Source organism: Thalassospira indica, from assembly GCF_003403095.1.
Taxonomy (GTDB): Bacteria; Pseudomonadota; Alphaproteobacteria; order Rhodospirillales; family Thalassospiraceae; genus Thalassospira; species Thalassospira indica.
The window spans coordinates 3,911,304-3,929,630 of sequence record NZ_CP031555.1 but is presented as its reverse complement, the minus strand read 5'-3'; the positions used below and the strand labels follow the sequence as shown (position 1 = coordinate 3,929,630).

Below are 18,327 nucleotides of genomic sequence, written 5' to 3'. Positions count from 1 at the left end.
TTCGTTTGTGGACCTTCCCCATATATCCCCTACAATGGTTTGAATACGGCAATGGATCGGTTGGTGTGCGTCATCACGCGGTTGCGGCATAAACAATTGATTTATTGTGCGGTGCCGCGTTGAAAATTACGCAATGCAGCCCCTTGGCGAAGAATGAACTGAGTGCTTCAATCGCGGGCCAAACTCATTTAGTCTACCGGTCCCGCTAGAGTGAATTATCAGGATTTAACCGATTAACGGTTAATTTATGTAAATACCTGAAATCAAAGGTATTATAATGGCAAATAGAAATGACAAGCTGCGCGAAGCAGCTTTGGACTATCACCGGTATCCCACCCCGGGGAAATTGTCCGTAACGGCAACCACCACCCTTGCAAACCAGCGTGACCTTGCCCTGGCCTATTCGCCGGGCGTCGCGTTTGCGTGCGAGGAAATCGTCAAAAACCCCGATACCGCAGCTGATTACACCGCGCGCGGTAACCTGGTCGGGGTGATTTCGAACGGTACGGCGGTGCTTGGCCTTGGCCCGATTGGCCCGCTGGCGTCCAAGCCGGTGATGGAAGGCAAGGCGGTTCTGTTCAAGAAGTTCGCCAATATCGATGTTTTCGATCTTGAAGTGAACGAAACCGACCCGCAGAAATTTATCGATATCGTCGCAGCGCTGGAGCCGACTTTCGGGGGTGTTAACCTCGAAGACATTAAGGCCCCCGAATGCTTCATCATCGAAGAGGCATTGCGCAAACGCTGCAACATTCCGATTTTCCATGATGACCAGCACGGTACGGCGATCTGTGTTGCCGCCGCGGTCCTCAATGGTCTGCGTGTGACCGGCAAGGATATCAACAAGGTCCGCCTTGTGACATCCGGGGCCGGTGCGGCCGCCTTGGCGTGTCTGAACCTTCTGGTTTCCATGGGTTTGCCCAAGCACAACATCACGGTCACCGACCGGTTTGGTGTGGTCTATAAGGGCCGGGCCGAGGAAATGGATCCGTGGAAGGCCGAATACGCGATTGAAACCAACGCACGTACGTTAAGCGACGTGATCGAAGGGGCTGATATCTTCCTGGGTCTTTCAGCGCCGAACGTGATGGGCGAGGACGAGCTTCGCAAGATGGGCGAAGGCCCGATCATCATGGCGCTGGCCAACCCGACGCCGGAAGTTTCCCCGGAACTGGTCAAGGAAATCCGCCCGGATGCTGTTATGGCCACCGGTCGTACGGATTACCCGAACCAGGTGAACAACGTTCTTTGCTTCCCGTTCCTGTTCCGTGGCGCGCTTGATGTCGGCGCGACCGAGATCAACGAGGAAATGAAGATCGCCGCCGTTCACGCCATTGCCGATCTGGCAACCGCCGAGGTTTCCGATGTGGTGGCAACGGCCTATGGCGGGGAGGAGCTTAAATTCGGTCCGGAATATCTTATCCCGAAGCCGTTTGACCCGCGCCTGATGCTGGAAATTCCCCCGCGTGTCGCCAAGGCCGCGATGGATAGCGGTGTTGCCAAACGCCCGATCGAGGATTTCGACGAGTACCGTCAGCAGCTTGAAGGTTTCGTCTTCCGGTCTGGCCTTGTCATGAAGCCGGTGTTTGACGTGGCGCGGTCGCACAAGAAACGCGTGGTTTATCCCGAAGGCGAATCGCGCCGTGTTCTGCAGGCCTGTCAGGTTCTTGTCGATGACGGCATTTGTCATCCGGTGCTGATTGGTCGTCGTGAAGTTATCCTGGAACGGATTACCGAGCTTGGCCTGCGTCTTGTCCCGGATGAGCAGATTGAAATTCACGATCCCGATGACAATCCGCATTTCGAACAGGATTGGCAGGACTTCCACAACATCATGGGCCGTCGTGGCATCAACCCGGAATATGCCCGTGCGATTGTGCGTACCCGTCCGACCGTGATCGCGGCATTGATGCTGCGTCGTGGGGAAGTCGATGCGATGCTGTGCGGCTGTCAGGGCGGTTTCCTGCGTCATCTGCGCTATGTTCGCAATCTTGTGGGCCTGCGCAAAGGTGTGACCGATTTCTCCACGGTCAACATGATGATCATGAAGCAGGGGACGTTCTTCCTGACTGATACTTATGTATCGGTCGATCCGACCCCGGAACATGTTGCCGAAACCACCATCATGGCCGCCGATGTGGTCAAGCGGTTTGGCATGACGCCAAAGGCCGCGTTGATTTCGCATTCCAACTTTGGCAGCCACGAAAACAAGTCGGCCTGCAAGATGCGTGATGCGCTTCAGCTGATCAGAACGCAGGCACCCGATCTTGAGGTCGAGGGCGAAATGCATGCGGATGCGGCGATTTCGCAGCCGATCCGTGACCGGATCTTCCCGCATTCGATGCTGAGCGGTTCGGCCAACCTTCTGGTGATGCCCACACTTGATGCGGCCAACATTTCCTACAACATGGTCAAGATGTTGGGTGATGGGCTTCCGGTTGGGCCGATTTTGGTCGGTGCGGCCAAATCAGCCCACGTTGTCAGCCCGTCGATTACCGTGCGCGGGATTGTCAATATGACGGCGATTGCCGTTGTTGACGCCGTCACACGGACTCAGGAAAGTCAGTAACATCAACCCCGACCCCGTCTTGAAACACAGACGGGGCCGGGGTGATTTGCCATCGGGCTCTTGACCGGGGCAATGCGATAGCGCAGAAACAGCCGTGCCGGGCGTTGGAACACAATGCCCGACACGGCGTTTAATCTTGTGCAGGAAGAATTGGCGGCTCGTTAAACAGGGAGGGGCAGATGACAGGTCAGGTTGAAGAACTCGACCGTCCGGCGGAAAAGTCGTCCGGCGATGAATATGTCGATCTGACTCCCGAATATGCCCGCGAAATCTTTGACGCCCTTGGTGACGAAGAAGGCAGCAAGGCCGCCGATCTTCTGGGCGAGCTCCACTTTGCTGATATTGCCGACCTTTTGGGGTGGGCCAGTTCCGGCCAGCGTGAACTTCTTGTCGATCTGATCCGGCCGGATTTCGATCCGGAATTCCTGACCGAACTTGATGATGAACTTCGTGAAGAAGTCATCGGGTTGCTTGGCACCGATGTGGTGGCCGAGGCGATCACCGAACTTGATTCGGATGACGTTGTCGAGGTCATTGAGGACTTTGACGAGGATGAACAGCGCGAACTTCTTGGCGCGCTGTCTGATATCGAACGTGCGCGCGTTGAAGAGGCGCTGTCCTATCCGGAATATACCGCCGGTCGTATCATGCAGCGCGAGCTGGTGGCGATCCCGGATTACTGGTCTGTCGGGCAAACCATCGATTTCCTGCGCTCTGCCAAAAGCCTGCCTGAAGATTTCTATGACATCATTGTCGTTGATCCGCGTTACAGCCCGGTCGGGATTGTGCCGCTGTCGCGTGTGATCCGGACAAACCGCCCGGTGCTGATCCGGGACGTGATGGAATCAGATGAAATGCGCACGGTCGTTGTGACCGAGGAACAGGAAAACGTCGCCCATCTGTTCCGTCAGCGCGACTTGATTTCCGCCCCGGTTGTCGATGACAGCGGCCGGCTGGTTGGTGTGATCACGGTCGATGACGTCGTTGACGTTATCGACGAGGAATACGAAGAAGACATGATGCGCCTTGCCGGTGTCGGCGAGGAGGACGACCTTTCAAGTGCGATCTTTGCCACCACCCGATCACGTTTTACATGGCTTTTGGTTAATCTGGGTACCGCGATCATGGCATCGGTTGTGATCGGTTTGTTTGAAGGCACGATTGAAAAGCTTGTTGCGCTGGCCGTGCTGATGCCAATCGTCGCTTCGATGGGCGGCAATGCCGGCACGCAGACATTGACCGTGGCCGTGCGCGCGATTGCCACGCGTGAGCTGACCAGTACCAACGCATTGCGCGTGATCCGCAAGGAAGTCGCGGTGTGTGGCCTGAACGGCCTGGCCTTTGCCGTTCTTGCCGGGGCTGTGACATGGTTCTGGTTTGATGACATGCTGCTTGGTGGTGTGATCGGCGTTGCCATGATCATCAACCTGCTGTTTGCCGGCCTTTTCGGGGCGCTGATCCCGCTTGGTCTGGAACGTGCGGGCATTGACCCGGCTGTCTCGTCGGCGGTTTTCCTGACGACGATTACCGATGTTGTCGGCTTTTTCGCCTTTCTGGGATTGGCGGCGGTCTTCCTGCTTTAGTCACCTCATCCGAACATCAAAAAACAAACCCCCGCAGTCGATCCGGCTGCGGGGGTTTTCTTTGATCGGAATGACAGGCTCAGGCTACCCGGATTTTGTGTCGCTGGCAGGCCGTGACTTGCCTTTGGCGGCCGATTTGGTCGGTTTCTGCTGAATCAGGAGTTCCATCGTATCGGCCGCATCACGCGGTGGCGACAGAAGGAAGCCTTGAATTTCATCGCATTCGGCCGCCTGAAGGGATGCCATCTGCTCTTCGGTTTCTACACCAACGGCAACCACCTTGCGGTTCAGGCTTTTACACAGCCGGATGGCTGGTTGCAGGACGCTGTTTTCGGGTTGTTCATCAAGTGCGACATTAAACAGCGACTTGGACAGTTTGATGCGCTGGACAGGGAAGCGTTTCAGATAACGCAGCGACGTATTGCCCGCCGCAAAGTGATCAAGCGTCAGGCCAATGCCCGCCTCCGAGAAACGATAGAACTGACCAAGGGCGCGTTCCGGGTCGCGCATGACGATTTCCTCGGAGACCTCGATCTCGATCATCGCCGGATCAACTTCATGTTCGGCGGTCAGATCGGTGATGTTCTTGATCAGATCGGCCTGAATGAACTGGCGGCTTGAAACGTTAAGCGCAATCGGCACCGGGACATAACCCTGACGGCGCCAGTCGGCGACCTGTTTACAGACGGTTTCGATGATCCAGTGGCCCAGCGGCGAAAGCAGGCCTGTCCGGTCGGCAACCGCGATGAAATCGGGTGGCAGGCGGCGCTTGCCACTGTCATCAATCCAGCGCAGCAGCGCCTCGAACCCGGTAAGCGTGCGGTCCGATGTGCGATAGCGCGGCTGATATTCCAGAACAAAGCGTTTTTCATCGACCGCGCGGCGCAACTGCGTTTCCATCGACAGACGGGCATGCATGACGTTGTTCATCGTCTCGACGAAGAAGCAATAAGATGATTCTGCGGATTTCTGGGCGCGATACATCGCGGCGTCCGCATTGGCCATCAATTGCGATGGTGCGCGGGCGTCATTGGGATAAAGCGCAACACCGACGCTGACATGCAGGCGGATTTCATCGCCCGTGGTGGTCAGGATCGGTTGCGACATGGCTTCGACCACGCGTTCGGCGACAAGGGCTGCCCCCTCTGCCTCGGAAAGGTCGGTTGCGATGATGGCAAACATATCGCCCGAGAACCGCGCACAGGTGTCCTTTTCGCGTACGGTGGCGCGCAGGCGCCCGGAAATGGTGCGCAGCGTCTCATCGCCGACATCAGCCCCGAACCGGTCATTGATCGCACGGAAATTGTCGATATCGACGACAAGCACCGACAGAAGTTTTTCATATCGTTTGGCATGGGCAACCGCCTGATTGAGGCGATCTTCAAACAGCGCATGGTTGGGAAGGCCGGTCAGCGGGTCATGCGTCGCCAGATAGCGCAATCGGTTGACCGATGCATTGGCGGCCGGATTGTGATGCAGGGTGATGTCAACACAGTCCGGATGGGTTGTGGAGGGCCGCATTGTCAGATCGCAGACGACGTGCACGCCCTCGGCACTGCGGACAATCCATTCACGCCTGAGTTCGTCATCGCCACGGTTGATCGCAAGCAGCATCTTTTCCTGCGAACGCCGGGATGCGGTGCCATCCGACTGGAATTCCGGTGCGAGGTTATAAAACCGGATAAAGCCGTAATCCTCTTCGCGCAAATCAAAGAATTCGGCGGTTTCCGGCGACATTGATTTCAGGTGACCGTCAAGCTTGGTGATCGAAAGCGACAGGTCACTGATGTCATCGCCAGCATGGATGTGATGAACTGTGCGGCGCAGCGCCATTTTCTGACGGTTGCTAAGCAGAAAGACGATCGTCGTGAACAGAATGGTCGTCAGTGCGCCGAATATCAGGATCAGTTCCGGATTGATCGTGCTGTGCGCCAGTTGCGGATCGGCAATGACATCGACCTGCCATTGGCGGCCAACCACATCAAAGGCGACTGTGCGCTGAAGGGTTTCATCATCACCCTCGCCACGGATTTCAAACAGAACAGTGTCACCCTCGCGGACACGGACGGTGTAATCTTCGACCTGTTCGGTATTGATCACCGCCGCCAGCATGGAGCGAATGCGAAACGCCCCGTTGATGATCCCGACAATCTCGCCATCGCGGCCCAGAACCGGGGTATAGGCCGCAAAGCCACGCCCGCCCTGCATGAGTTCAAGCGTCGGTGTGATCTGGGTGCGGCGTTGATCAAGCGCGATATCAAGAACCGGACCGGCAAGCGGATGACGTTTGAGATCCGCCCCCATGGCCGGAACGTTGCCCTTGATCGGGGCGACATACAGGATGATGTAGTTCGGCGTTATCCAGTTGACTGCCTGAAGTGCCGGGAAGCGGCTTTGAAGCGGGGTCGCAACCGAAAGATAATCTCTTTCGTCCTCTGGCGGGCCGCTCTGCCAATTGTCGGCAAAGCTTTCAAGCACCGCGAGGTTATTGTTCACAATGGATTTGATCTGCTGGGAAACGGAATTTGCCGTAATCTGGCTGGCAGATTGAAGGATTACGCGGCGATCAGTTTCAACCATTTGCCAAATCAGATAGGTGACAGATGCGAAGAAAGCAGCCGTCAGAAAACCGGCCGCCAAAGCCCGTTTTTTCAGGCGTGACGTTTGTTTGGTTGCGTTTTCCTCTGCGTGCTTTGTTTCTTCTTCCATCTCTCCCCCAAACACAACGACCCTTGCTGATCCTCCCCGATCAGGATGTGTGTGCATACGGTTATCACCAGTAAACATCCATGCACCGATGGATAAAGATGCCAATGTATTTTGCTGGCCGATAACCGGTACTATTTGTTTATGGTGTTATTCTTACACGACTTTAAGGGGTTGGTCGCCTGCATTTACGGATTAATTTTTGACGGTAGTTGCCAAAAACTGTTCCGGGAAAGGGTTTAGATACAGGTTTGGCGATAATAAATCCGTGTTAGCCCCTGTTCTGAAAACGTGAAGTGTTGTATCTGAGGCGGAAATCCGGCATCCGCAGTCAAAGCTGGTAAAGAATACCCCCAGAGAGAGTCCATGAAACACCATAACCGCAATCCCCGTGCACGGGGAGGACGCAAACGTCAGCCATCCCGGCGTGATCCATTGATCGGGTTTGAAGCAGACGTCACCATCGAACAGATCGGTGCGCGCGGCGATGGGATTGCCCATGTCGCGACACCCGATGGAAAGTCGGTTCTGATTTATGTGGATTGCGTGTTGCCGGGTGATCAGGTGCGCGTTGCACTTCGCCAGAAACGTGGCGATGGGTATGGGGCAGAGGTGGTTGCCGAAATCGCACGTTCGAGTGGCTATAACACGCCACGCTGTGCTCATTTCAAGGAATGCGGGGGCTGCGCCCTGCAGCACATGAATGATTACGATTATCGCACCTGGAAGCGTGACAAGGCGCTTGTGGCGGTTCAGCGTGCTGGCATTGATCCGCAAGATGCCGAAACACTTGTCGGGGATGTGGAGATTTCACCGCCGGCAAGTCGCCGTCGTGCCGGTTTTTCGGTGCATGTCGGGGCAACCGGCGTTTTTGTCGGTTTTCATGGGCGGTTCAGTCACACGGTTCTGAATGTGCCCGACTGTGCGGTATTGCGCCCGGAACTGATGGCGTTTCGTGAAGCATTTGTCATGTTCCTTGAAGCCTGCCCGCCGGAACATGCACGCGACATCAAGGAAGTTTTTGTCACCCTGACCGATAGCGGTCTGGATGTGCTTATTCAGGCAAGCAACGATCCCGACCTTGATATGCGACAGGATCTGGCGGCATTCGCAGAAGCGCAAAATATCGCGCGGCTGAGCTGGAAAACCGGGGATCGTCCTGACGAACCGGTTGCTGCGCGTCATTTGCCGGTTGTCCGTTTTGAAGGTGTCGAAGTGGCGATTGCACCGGGCGGTTTCTTGCAGGCCACCCAGGACGGGGAACAGGCACTGGTTGCGGCCATCAAGTCGGCATTGGCCGATATCGCGCCCAAAAACGTTGCCGATCTTTTTTGCGGTGTGGGCAGTTTTACATTTTCACTGGCCCTTTCGGGCAAACGGCGTTCGGTCACGGCTGTGGAAAGTGATCCGCGGGCCGTGGAGCTACTGCAATATGCGGTCGGACAATCGGGTAGCCCGGTCAAGGTCGTGAAGCGCGATCTGTTTCGCCAGCCGCTTGTTGGGGATGAATTGAGCAGCTTTGACCTTGTGGTGTTTGATCCGCCGCGTGCCGGGGCCCTTGCCCAGTCAGAGACGCTTGCCGTGGACGGACCGGAATGGATCATTGCCGTGTCATGCAATCCGGCGACGTTTAGCCGTGACATGCGGGTTCTTCGGAATGGTGGCTATGAAATCACCAAGGTTGTGCCGGTCGATCAGTTCCTGTGGTCGTCACATCTTGAATTATTCGCCATTTTGCGCCGCGTTTCTGCCGGTTGACGCCGTTTGCGGAGCGGTGCGCTTTGGGGCTTAATTTTTATTCACTGATATACTATACTATCAGTTGGTATTTCCGCCGGACACCAGGATGGTCAGGTTGGCAAGGGATTGAAAATGCTCAGTCCCTTTGCCCGTGCAGCACGTAGTTGTTTTGCCGGCTTGTTTGAGCGGAAAAACAATGGAACCACTGGCCAGTCAGTTGCCGATCTATACCAGTACTGCGCGTGCAATTGCCCCGCAGAACCGGTTGATTGCGCCTGAAAGCAGCCAGTTCTCCGCTAACAATCAAAACACAAACCGCAATACCGACCCGCTTCGCGGCGCAGGGTCTACCAATGCACAACTGAACCGGTCTTTGGGCAGTGCCGGTGAACTTCTTGGTCAGGCTTCCACCGATCTTTCGCGGATTGGCGATGCGCTTGACGAAATTGACGCGCTTGTCACGGTTGCGGAAGAAAACAGCGATCTGTCCACACAGCAACGCGCACAGTTAAATGCACAGATCGAAGATTATCTGACCCGGATCGACGATATCGCGGCCAATAGCAATTTTGAGGGCCGGGATCTTCTGGTATCGGATCAGACAATTACGCTGCAGGTTGGCAGCGGTACATCATCAGACAATCGTATTGATGTGACGCTGTCGGCTTCGAGTTCCGAAGATCTGGCGACCGGCCTTTCGGCGATAAATGTTTCCGACAGCACGGGCGTTTCCAATGCGCGTACGCTGGTGGACGAGGCGCAGCAAGCGCTTCGTGAGCGCGAGATTTCTGTTTCTGCTGATCAGGGGAGCCTTAGAACAGCGCAGGACCAGAACCGCGTTTCGCAGGTTGCGGGTGAAAACATTGTCCAGGCGCAACTGGCGGCATCAGCACCATCTGGTCGCGAGGATGCGCAGGCAAACATTGCGCAAAACCTGCAGGCCTATCTTGGTGATATTTCCGCACAGCTTGCCAACCAGACCGTCGCGGTGGGTGGTATTGCCTTGCCAGAACCGCGCCCTGATCCTGTGCCGGAACAGGAAGAAGATCCGTTCTTCGATCCGACCGCCGAAGATGACGATCCGAGCCAATCACAAGACTTCCTTGGTCAATCTGTTCCAGACAGCGGAACAACCCGGCCTTTGGCGACCACCGGATTTGGCGGATATGACAGCGGTGGCAACGGAACATCGGGCGGCAGTGGTGCTGCGGATCGTCCGGCCAATCGGGTTTCTGTCGAAGCGTGAGCCTGATCTCGGTTTCCGAAATGGTTAGCAGGAAGGCGTATTATCCTTCGACATTCTCGCCTTCGTAGATGCCCCAGAACCCGTGGCGGGGCGCCCAGCCTTCGAAATCACCAAACCGCAACTGACACCAATCGACCGTCGCCGGGCAGTCTTCGATGCGGCCAATGACACTTGCCGAGACCAGCGCAATCTTGCGGGCATTCTTGTCGGCGGCGGAATACAGCGTGATGTTTTCGTCGGTCACGATGACGTGGCGTGACCCGATCAGAAGGCTTTGATGAACCCAGCCTTCGCTGCCTTCCCAGTCACGCACCTTGCGCCAGGTATCGAATTCCGACACCACTTCCATCGGCATATTGCGACGGTGATAAATCCAGACCTTCGGATATCGCAGGCCGGGGCCAGAGCGTAAAAATACCTTGTCAGAGCGCAGCGCGACAAATCGCGGGATCGGCAGGCCCGATTCCTGTGCGCTGGCCACGATCGGAGCGGTCAGACTGCCAAGAATCGCCAAGGCCATGAAGCGATACAGAAATTTGCGCAAAACCTGCGGCATCTTGTTGGTATTCCTTCATTTATTCCATTTGCGCTGGTTTTGTAATAATTCGCTGTTGCGAAATAAAATTACAAAAAGTGCGTCAAAATTCTTGCTTTTGTACCTTTCGGCATGGCATCACTGCACTGCGGCAGGGCACAAAAATGCACCATGCCTTATTTTGTCTGAAAAAGAGTTAAAAGACCGCATAGGATCGGCACATGACCAAGAAAAAACCGCTTGTCGTCGTGACCCGGAAACTGCCGGAAGCGATTGAAACCCGCATGATGGAACTGTTTGACGCGCGTCTGAATATTGATGATGCGCCGATGAGCAAGCAGGAACTGATTGATGCGGTCAAGGAAGCCGATGTGCTGGTGCCAACCGTCACCGACAAGATCGATGCGGCAGTTCTGGCCCACGCGGGCCCCAATCTGCGCCTGATTGCCAATTTTGGCACCGGTGTCGATCATGTCGATCTGCAAACTGCCCGTTCCCGTGGCATTACGGTCACCAACACACCCGATGTCCTGACCGAGGATACGGCGGATATGACCATGGCGCTGATCCTGTCGGTATCGCGCCGCCTGGCAGAGGGCGAGCGCCTTATTCGCAAGGGCGAATGGGCGGGCTGGGGCCCGACGCTTATGCTCGGTCATCGCATCTGGGGTAAGCGCCTTGGTATCGTCGGCATGGGCCGTATTGGCCGCGCGCTGGCACGCCGGGCAAAGGGTTTTGGTTTGTCGGTGCATTACCATAACCGCCGTCGCGTGCATCCTGATATCGAAGAAGAACTTGATGCGACCTATTGGGAAAGCCTTGATCAGATGCTGGCCCATGTGGACGTCATTTCGGTCAACTGCCCGCATACGCCTGCGACTTATCATTTGCTGTCGGCGCGTCGTCTTAAACTGATGCAGCCGCATGCTATTCTGGTCAACACCGCACGCGGCGAAATCGTTGATGAACCGGCCCTGACCCGGATGCTGGCCGATGGTGAAATCGCCGGTGCCGGACTGGACGTGTTTGAACACGAACCGGCGGTGAATCCGAAATTGCTTGAACTGCAAAACGCGGTCCTTCTGCCCCATATGGGATCGGCCACCATTGAGGGCCGCGTTGACATGGGCGAGAAGGTCCTGATCAACATCAAGACGTTTGTTGACGGTCACACGCCACCAGATCGCGTGATCGAAGGATTGCTCTGATCCGCTTTCCATAATGATTTCAAAGGGGTGATGCCGTGTGTATCACCCCTTTTCCATACACTCCCCATATGTGGATGGTGTGATGCGACCGTTATCGGCATTTTCCCCGGCATTAAACCAAACCGGTTTCAATTTCGGGATGTGTGCAAATGGTAAGACGGCCAAAAACGATTGTTGCTGATCTGGGTGTCGCGACCCCGGCAAATGATGATGTCGCGGCCGGGCTTGCAACACGCGAAGTCGTCTTGCACGGGCCATGCGTGGTGTCAGGCATCCAAAGCCGTCACGCCGAAGAGATTGTCTTTGTGCGTTCCGGAACCGTCCTGGTCAGTGATGGCGACGGGAATGTATATGAAAGCCACTACGGCTGCATTTCGGTCCTTCAGGGGCAGCGTTACCATCTTCATGTCAATGCCGGCCAAACCGCCAAACTTTTGATCCTTGCTGTGCCCTCTGTTCAGGATCCGGAACAGTTTTCTGCCTTGCAGATCGCCAAGGCCAAAGTTCGCGATATGATCCTGCGCGAGAAGCCCAAGTGATCTGTCAGCGTATTGGCGCTGCGCGGTAATCCAATCTCCTGACAATTCCTGACAGCAGATACGTGCCAATGCGCATTGGGCGTTTCTTTCTGATCCGTGCTTGTTTATGACTGTTGAATATCACGCATAAACAACACGGGGTCATCATGAGTTTGATCTTTGACGCACCTGCACCGACGACCATTCCAGTTCAGGGCACCGACGACCTTTTCCCGGTAAATCGCATTTTCTGCATCGGCAAAAACTATGCCGAACATGTCCGCGAAATGGGTTCCGATCCTTCCGACACCCCGCCTTGTGTCTTTATGAAACCAACGGACTGCCTTGTGGTTGGAAATGGTGATTTGCCATACCCGTCGGGCACGGAAGATCTGCATTACGAGGGCGAGTTGGTGGCTGCGCTTTCCAAGGGGGGCAAGGATCTGGATCGTGCTGCCGTTGAAGATGCGATTTTTGGCTATGCTGCCGGTCTTGATATGACGCGTCGCGATGTTCAGGCCGGTCTCAAGGACCGTCGCCTGCCATGGGATATGGCAAAATCCTTTGATGGCTGTGCGGCCATTTCCGCCATCAAGCCCAAGGCCGATGCTGGCAATCCGCATGCAACCAACCTGAAATTGTCGGTCAATGGCGATGTGCGTCAGAACGACACCACGGCGAAAATGATCTGGCCGGTGGTGGATGCGTTGGTGCACCTTTCGACCCTGATCGAACTGAAACCGGGCGATCTTTTGTTTACCGGAACGCCCGAAGGTGTTGGCCAGGTTGTCCGCGGTGATCGCATGGATCTGGTGATTGCAGATGTCGCGGAACTGTCTGTGACCTTGAAATAGACCATTGGGGGGATCGTGGGGCAGGGGCCCATCCTCAATCGAGCAAAAACGGAGCCCGTTTTGAAAATCGTAAGCTGGAATATCAATTCCGTCCGACTGCGTATTGAACAGGTCATCAAGTTTCTGAATGATCAGCAGCCTGATGTGCTGTGCTTGCAGGAACTGAAATGCCCCGATGAGCATTTCCCGCATGATGCCTTTGAGGCGGCTGGTTATGTTCATCGTCATAACCACGGCATGAAAAGCTATAACGGGGTTGCGATCATATCGCGCCTGCCGTTTGTCGAAACCGACATCAAGCATTTCTGTGGCAAGGAAGATCGCCGTCATTGCATGGCAAAGTTCGAAAATGGCGTCGAACTTCATAACTTCTATATCCCGGCTGGCGGGGATGAACCCGACCCGGCAATCAACGAAAAGTTTGCCCACAAGCTGTCCTTCATTGATGAAATGACCAACTGGTGGGGCGAGCGTCGGGCAACCGATCCCAACCGCAAGGCAGTTCTGGTTGGCGATTTCAACATTGCGCCGTCGGAAAATGATGTCTGGTCGCACAAGCAGCTTCTGCGCGTGGTCAGTCACACGCCGGTAGAGGTCGAAATTCTTGAGAAATTCCGCCAATCGGGCGATTTCATCGATGCTGTCCGCGAAGTGGTTCCCGAACCCGAAAAACTGTTCAGCTGGTGGAGCTATCGCGCACGCGACTGGCGGGCAAGCAACAAGGGCCGTCGACTGGACCATGTCTGGATGACGCCAAACATGGCTGGAACGGTGCGCACGGCATCAGTTTATGACATTGCCCGGGATTGGGAAAAACCATCGGACCACGCACCCGTTGTGGTGGAATTCAATCTCTGAACATACAGATTCTCCGAGAATTCAAAGCAGCGGATCAGGGAAGCCTAATCCGCTGTTTTGTCATGTGAAATAACTTGATTGTCTGGCCGATCAGCGCAACTCTTCTGGTTGAACGAAACCGGATGCGTACCCATTTGCACCCTTAGGGTTGAATTTCGCGTATTTTCGGTGAGGCACTACGCAGGAAACGGGCAATGAAAAAGATACTGATTGGTCTGGCCGTGATCATCGTTTTGGTCGTCGGGGCCCTCGTCTATGTTTACGTCAATCTTGATAACATCGTGAAATCCACCATCGAAGAGGCAGGCACGCGTGTGACGCTGGCCGATGTCGCGGTTGACGGTGTGTCGATCGAGCCGACGCAAAATACCGCGGCGATCAATGGGCTTGTGGTCGGCAATCCCGACGGGTTCAACTCCGATTATGCATTCTCGCTTGGCAATATCTCGGTCCGTCTTGACGGTTCGACCCTGACCAGCGACACGATCCGTATCATCGAAGTGGTGGTTGATCAGCCAAGTGTCATTTACGAGCTGGGCAATGGCAGTTCAAACATCGCAACCATCCAGCGCAACGTCGAAGCCTTTGTTCAACGTGTTTCCGGTCCGACCGGGGCGGGGGGCGCTGACGGTGCCGCATCTGGCGATGATGCCGCGGGTGGAACCAAAATCATTATCGACAATGTCTATGTCCGCAACGGTGATGTTGGCGTTTCGGCAGACTTCCTGCAGGGCAAGAAACTGTCTGCCAGCCTGCCGGAAATTCATCTGACCGATGTGGGCAAGGAAGAAGGCGGCGCGACCCCGGCCCAAGTTGCCGGTGAAATCCTGACGGCGATCAACACCGCCGTCTTCAAGGCGGTTTCAAGCTTGAATGTCGATGGCCTGTTGCAGGGCGTCGGTGACCTTGGCAAAGGTGTCGTCGGTGCCGTTGGTGGCGCTGCAAGTGGCGGTGGCACCAAGCTGAAAGAAGGTGCTGATGCGCTTGGTGGCGCGGTCAAGGGGCTGTTTGGCGGTTCCTCGGACTAGGTCATCGTGTGATCGTCTTGATCTGATGTGATGTTCGGCCCGATGGATTTGTTTTTGATCCATCGGGTCGCTGTGTTTTTGGTGATTGCGTAATCAAATCGATGAGGCAGGCCGCGAGAGCGGATATCTGTCGATTGTGAATTTTCTCTATCCCACTGCTTTTTTTCATGAATTTGACTTCTATATATCTTGGGTTAGGGATAGTTATATCCACAATCTGTGTTGTCTTGGGGCTTCGACCACGGACGTGAGGTGGATCGAAATTCGGGGTCAGGTCTGTTGATCTGATTATGACAAGAACGGCATGGAACAGGACGGGCCACAAGGCCCGCCATATGGCCTGACAAGACATTGGGAAAATGTCGGCATGGCCGAAAAAAATAGAATGGGATTGGGATCCTGATAGTCGGTCAGATCAAGGAGTAACACCGATGAGAGCCAAACTGCTTGCCGTTGTATCCGCCGCCGCCTTTTTGAGTGCGTGCGCGAACATGAACATTCCCGGAGTGCGCGATATGGCCGACGAAGGATCGGCTTTTGACGCAGCTCTTCACCAGAATTATGCAGACCTTGCCCAGGCAGAATATGATGAGGCTGACTGGGCCGATGCACGTTATTTCACCAACCGTTCAAAGACTGCGGCGATGGGCATGGATTCCGGTCCGCAGGCAATTGCCGAACGCAACCTGCCCGAAGGGTCCGAGGCCGAGGTTGAAGTTGCCCGTTCTGACCTGATGGCGGCCCTTGAGGCCGGTGGTCGTGAAAAGGCTGCCAGTGCTGCCGCACGGGCACAGAGCAGCTTTGATTGCTGGTTGCAGGAGCTCGAAGAAAACATCCAGCAGGAAGACATTGATAACTGCCGTTCGGCATTCTATCAGGCCCTGGCCATCGTACAGGCTGAACTTGATACGGGCCCGGCCCCGATGGCAGCGATGCCGATGCCGGTTCCGATGAATGTCTATTTCGGGTTCGACAGTGCCGCCATTGATAGCAAGGCGATGTCTGTTGTGAACGGTATTGTCGAGGCCTATGGCAAATATGATCCGAAAATGATCAGCCTTGTTGCCTATGCTGACCGTGCCGGTGATGCGATGTATAACGACATCCTTGCCAAATCGCGCGTTGATGCGGTGGTCAAGGCATTGCGTGATGCCGGTGTTCCGGCAAGCAAACTTGCAATCAGCATCAGCGGTGAAGCCAATGTGCCGGTTTCAACTGCTGACGGCGTGCCCGAACAGGGCAACCGCGTTGTGACGGTTACTTTCGAAGACGGCATGTAAGCACGTCGAACTAAAAAGGGGATTTCATCCATGCGTCTATTGATTGCACTTCTTCTGCCCTGGTTGCTTTTCTTTACCATCGGGCGTCCGATTGCCGGTGTTATCTGCCTGATCTTGCAGATCACGCTGATTGGTTGGGTTCCGGCAGCAATTTGGGCCGTTTACGCGCTCAGCCAGTATAACACCGACAAGAAAATCAGCAGCGCCATGGGTGGCGGTCAGGAATGATTGAAGCCGTTTGCCCAATGGCAAACAGCAACGATCCCGACATCAGAAGGCAGGCTTTCGAGCCTGCCTTTTTCTTTATCTGACTAGAATGCCGGGCGGGTTTCCTAGTGCAGTTTACGGCGCACACCGCCGATAAACCGGCCAATCAGCCGGGAAATGATAAATCGGGTCAGAAAAAACGTCACCGCACTGGCAACAGATGGCCAATACCACGCCTGTATTTCCGGGCGCGTGCTTTGATCAACCAATCCATAGATGACTGCGGCAAGTGCGCCGGCGGCGAAAAACGCCGTTCTGCGTCGATAGCGGGCAATAAAAGGACCGAGGAGCCACATCGCCTAGTGCTGTCCGCCACCGATGTCACGTGCAAGGCGGGCGGCAAAATCGTCAGTCATGCCTGATACGTAATCGAGAATGACCAGGTAAAGATCATAAAGCGACGCCCCGATGGGCATGGCATCATTACCGATCAGTTCGCGGACCCGTCCGGTTCGATAGGAAATGTCGGCTTCTGATTGTGCGTGATGCACATCAAGGGCGGTTTTGCAGAATGTCTCGAGCAAGGTTTCAAGATGGGCAAAGGCGCCGACCTCGATCTGGACCTTGCGACGGTTGAGAATGATCTGCTTTTCGGAAAATGACTTGGCCTGCGCGATCAGGTCATTGAAGGGCCCCTTGGCACATGCCAGAAGATCTCCCTTCCATTCGCCAGCCAGAAGCGCCTCCTCGTTGGCGACAAAGGCATCAACCAGTGCATCAAGAACACCGGCAATGATTTTACCCCGCAGGAAGGAAATCTTGCGGCTGACATTGGGTTCACGGTTGTACTCGGCCGGCAGGTCATCCGTGATGCAGGGCAGCAGCATCTTTTCAAGAATGTCGAAATCGACAAGTTCCAGTTCAACGCCGTCCTCGATATCGATCAGGGCATAACAAACATCATCAGCAGCCTCGACCAGATAAACCAGCGGGTGACGGCAAAAGGCCTGATCGCCAGTGCGGATCAACCCGGTGGCATCGGCGACTTCTTCAAGCAGGCCGAATTCCTTTTGAAAGGCGCCGAATTTCTTTTTCTGCGGAAAGGGACTTCCGGCGGCTGACCAAGGATATTTCAAAAAGCTTGCGAGGGTCGCATAGGTCAGGCGCATGCCGCCGTCATACAGACCGGTCCGTTTGTTGGTCAGGAGGCGGAAGCCCTGGGCATTGCCCTCATATGTTGTCAGATCGGCAAACTGTTCCTCTGTCAGGCCTTCGGTGAATTTCGGGTTTGCATCGACAAACCATTGGCGGATGGCATATTCCCCGGCATGACCAAAGGGCGGGTTGCCGATATCATGGCAAAGTGCGGCTGCCTGTACGATGGCGGCCATATGGTCCGGCTCAATCGCATCGGGCAGGCTGCCCTTTTCATGCAGGCGGTTCCCGACCATCAACCCCAAAGACCGGGCAACACAGGATACTTCCAGACTGTGGGTCAGGCGGGTGTGGACATTGTCATTTTCCGGCAGCGGATGAACTTGCGTTTTGCGCTGCAAGCGGCGAAAGGCCGCCGAAAAAATGATCCGGTCATAGTCCTTGTGAAAATCGGACCGGCCAAATGTACCCACACTGGAATGACGCGACCCAAGCCGAGCTGGAGAAAGCAATTGCTGCCAGTTCATCATGGTTGGAAGGCCCCTGTTCCGGATTGCGTGCGCTGACTGTGCGCGCTTCTTTTAAATATGAACCTGCAAATAGTCCATGAAGATATAGAAAATCATTTATTTTCAATGTGTTATTTTGGCGGCGTGTGAGGGGTCAGTTTTTTTCGCGTAAATCTATACTTAAGGGTTGAAATTTGATCAGATATATACGATCGATACCAAAGTATAGGTGCGAGGTGGATGCTTAAGTATATGCTCTCGCGGCAAGCCCGTCCTGGTGGCCAAAGGTTGTGAGGGTGGGCTTTCTCTTTCCAGGATCACTGAAATGCGA

General features: G+C 55.1%; 15 protein-coding genes. 11 read left to right on the top strand and 4 right to left on the bottom strand.

The window, feature by feature from the left end:
* The first annotated feature begins 277 nt into the window (after positions 1–277).
* Entirely contained in the window at positions 278–2,569 is a 2,292-nt protein-coding gene (locus DY252_RS18405; protein WP_064788996.1) for an NADP-dependent malic enzyme, read from the top strand.
* 179 nt (positions 2,570–2,748) lie between these two features.
* Complete coding sequence (gene mgtE, locus DY252_RS18400; RefSeq protein ID WP_064788995.1) at positions 2,749–4,152, top strand: magnesium transporter; 1,404 nt, start codon at positions 2,749–2,751, stop codon at positions 4,150–4,152.
* Between the two features lie 84 nt (positions 4,153–4,236).
* Here the strand turns inward: mgtE and DY252_RS18395 are convergent, their stop codons facing one another.
* The gene (locus tag DY252_RS18395; protein ID WP_064788994.1) at positions 4,237–6,861 is read right to left on the bottom strand and encodes a bifunctional diguanylate cyclase/phosphodiesterase; all 2,625 of its coding nucleotides are present in this window, start codon (positions 6,859–6,861) and stop codon (positions 4,237–4,239) included.
* Positions 6,862–7,224: 363 nt separating this feature from the next.
* On the opposite strand from DY252_RS18395, the gene DY252_RS18390 reads away from it, so the two are divergent.
* Together DY252_RS18390 and DY252_RS18385 are read left to right on the top strand one after the other, a co-directional pair.
* Positions 7,225–8,616 carry a class I SAM-dependent RNA methyltransferase gene (locus DY252_RS18390; RefSeq protein ID WP_064788993.1) on the top strand — a complete coding sequence of 464 codons (1,392 nt, stop codon included), beginning with the start codon at positions 7,225–7,227 and terminating at the stop codon, positions 8,614–8,616.
* 178 nt (positions 8,617–8,794) lie between these two features.
* Positions 8,795–9,844 carry a flagellin N-terminal helical domain-containing protein gene (locus DY252_RS18385; RefSeq protein ID WP_064788992.1) on the top strand — a complete coding sequence of 350 codons (1,050 nt, stop codon included), beginning with the start codon at positions 8,795–8,797 and terminating at the stop codon, positions 9,842–9,844.
* Positions 9,845–9,884: 40 nt separating this feature from the next.
* Here the strand turns inward: DY252_RS18385 and DY252_RS18380 are convergent, their stop codons facing one another.
* Entirely contained in the window at positions 9,885–10,400 is a 516-nt protein-coding gene (locus DY252_RS18380) for an SH3 domain-containing protein (protein ID WP_008890070.1), read from the bottom strand.
* 200 nt (positions 10,401–10,600) lie between these two features.
* Here DY252_RS18380 and DY252_RS18375 point away from each other — a divergent pair, with 200 nt between their 5' ends.
* From DY252_RS18375 to DY252_RS18345, 7 genes are all read left to right on the top strand, one after another.
* Complete coding sequence (locus tag DY252_RS18375; RefSeq protein ID WP_008890071.1) at positions 10,601–11,587, top strand: 2-hydroxyacid dehydrogenase; 987 nt, start codon at positions 10,601–10,603, stop codon at positions 11,585–11,587.
* Positions 11,588–11,736: 149 nt separating this feature from the next.
* On the top strand, positions 11,737–12,126 hold the full coding sequence (locus DY252_RS18370; protein WP_064788991.1) for a hypothetical protein: 390 nt from the start codon (positions 11,737–11,739) through the stop codon (positions 12,124–12,126).
* Positions 12,127–12,272: 146 nt separating this feature from the next.
* Positions 12,273–12,959 (top strand): fumarylacetoacetate hydrolase family protein, encoded by a 687-nt coding sequence (locus DY252_RS18365; RefSeq protein WP_064788990.1) that lies wholly within the window; start codon positions 12,273–12,275, stop codon positions 12,957–12,959.
* Positions 12,960–13,019: 60 nt separating this feature from the next.
* A complete protein-coding gene (gene xth / locus DY252_RS18360) occupies positions 13,020–13,817 on the top strand; it encodes an exodeoxyribonuclease III (RefSeq protein ID WP_063087021.1) in 798 nt (265 codons plus the stop codon).
* Between the two features lie 194 nt (positions 13,818–14,011).
* Positions 14,012–14,845 carry an AsmA family protein gene (locus tag DY252_RS18355; protein ID WP_064788989.1) on the top strand — a complete coding sequence of 278 codons (834 nt, stop codon included), beginning with the start codon at positions 14,012–14,014 and terminating at the stop codon, positions 14,843–14,845.
* Positions 14,846–15,276: 431 nt separating this feature from the next.
* Positions 15,277–16,125, top strand: a complete 849-nt coding sequence (locus tag DY252_RS18350; RefSeq protein WP_064782449.1) for an OmpA family protein — start codon at positions 15,277–15,279, stop codon at positions 16,123–16,125.
* A 30-nt stretch (positions 16,126–16,155) separates the two neighbouring features.
* Positions 16,156–16,353, top strand: a complete 198-nt coding sequence (locus tag DY252_RS18345) for a YqaE/Pmp3 family membrane protein (protein ID WP_008890077.1) — start codon at positions 16,156–16,158, stop codon at positions 16,351–16,353.
* A 104-nt stretch (positions 16,354–16,457) separates the two neighbouring features.
* Here the strand turns inward: DY252_RS18345 and DY252_RS18340 are convergent, their stop codons facing one another.
* Both DY252_RS18340 and DY252_RS18335 read right to left on the bottom strand, forming a co-directional pair.
* Positions 16,458–16,688: a hypothetical protein gene (locus tag DY252_RS18340; protein WP_064788988.1), complete on the bottom strand. Its 231-nt coding sequence runs from the start codon at positions 16,686–16,688 to the stop codon at positions 16,458–16,460.
* A gap of 3 nt (positions 16,689–16,691) precedes the next feature.
* Positions 16,692–18,017 carry a deoxyguanosinetriphosphate triphosphohydrolase gene (locus DY252_RS18335; protein ID WP_082923490.1) on the bottom strand — a complete coding sequence of 442 codons (1,326 nt, stop codon included), beginning with the start codon at positions 18,015–18,017 and terminating at the stop codon, positions 16,692–16,694.
* Between the last annotated feature and the right edge of the window lie 310 nt (positions 18,018–18,327).

What these genes read in the sequence shown, in the direction of transcription:
- DY252_RS18405 (WP_064788996.1), top strand. Translation starts at nt 278, where the DNA reads ATGGCAAATAGAAATGACAAGCTGCGCGAAGCAGCTTTGGACTATCAC.
- mgtE (WP_064788995.1), top strand. Translation starts at nt 2,749, where the DNA reads ATGACAGGTCAGGTTGAAGAACTCGACCGTCCGGCGGAAAAGTCGTCC.
- DY252_RS18395 (WP_064788994.1), bottom strand. Translation starts at nt 6,861, where the DNA reads ATGGAAGAAGAAACAAAGCACGCAGAGGAAAACGCAACCAAACAAACG.
- DY252_RS18390 (WP_064788993.1), top strand. Translation starts at nt 7,225, where the DNA reads ATGAAACACCATAACCGCAATCCCCGTGCACGGGGAGGACGCAAACGT.
- DY252_RS18385 (WP_064788992.1), top strand. Translation starts at nt 8,795, where the DNA reads ATGGAACCACTGGCCAGTCAGTTGCCGATCTATACCAGTACTGCGCGT.
- DY252_RS18380 (WP_008890070.1), bottom strand. Translation starts at nt 10,400, where the DNA reads ATGCCGCAGGTTTTGCGCAAATTTCTGTATCGCTTCATGGCCTTGGCG.
- DY252_RS18375 (WP_008890071.1), top strand. Translation starts at nt 10,601, where the DNA reads ATGACCAAGAAAAAACCGCTTGTCGTCGTGACCCGGAAACTGCCGGAA.
- DY252_RS18370 (WP_064788991.1), top strand. Translation starts at nt 11,737, where the DNA reads ATGGTAAGACGGCCAAAAACGATTGTTGCTGATCTGGGTGTCGCGACC.
- DY252_RS18365 (WP_064788990.1), top strand. Translation starts at nt 12,273, where the DNA reads ATGAGTTTGATCTTTGACGCACCTGCACCGACGACCATTCCAGTTCAG.
- DY252_RS18355 (WP_064788989.1), top strand. Translation starts at nt 14,012, where the DNA reads ATGAAAAAGATACTGATTGGTCTGGCCGTGATCATCGTTTTGGTCGTC.
- DY252_RS18350 (WP_064782449.1), top strand. Translation starts at nt 15,277, where the DNA reads ATGAGAGCCAAACTGCTTGCCGTTGTATCCGCCGCCGCCTTTTTGAGT.
- DY252_RS18345 (WP_008890077.1), top strand. Translation starts at nt 16,156, where the DNA reads ATGCGTCTATTGATTGCACTTCTTCTGCCCTGGTTGCTTTTCTTTACC.
- DY252_RS18340 (WP_064788988.1), bottom strand. Translation starts at nt 16,688, where the DNA reads ATGTGGCTCCTCGGTCCTTTTATTGCCCGCTATCGACGCAGAACGGCG.
- DY252_RS18335 (WP_082923490.1), bottom strand. Translation starts at nt 18,017, where the DNA reads ATGATGAACTGGCAGCAATTGCTTTCTCCAGCTCGGCTTGGGTCGCGT.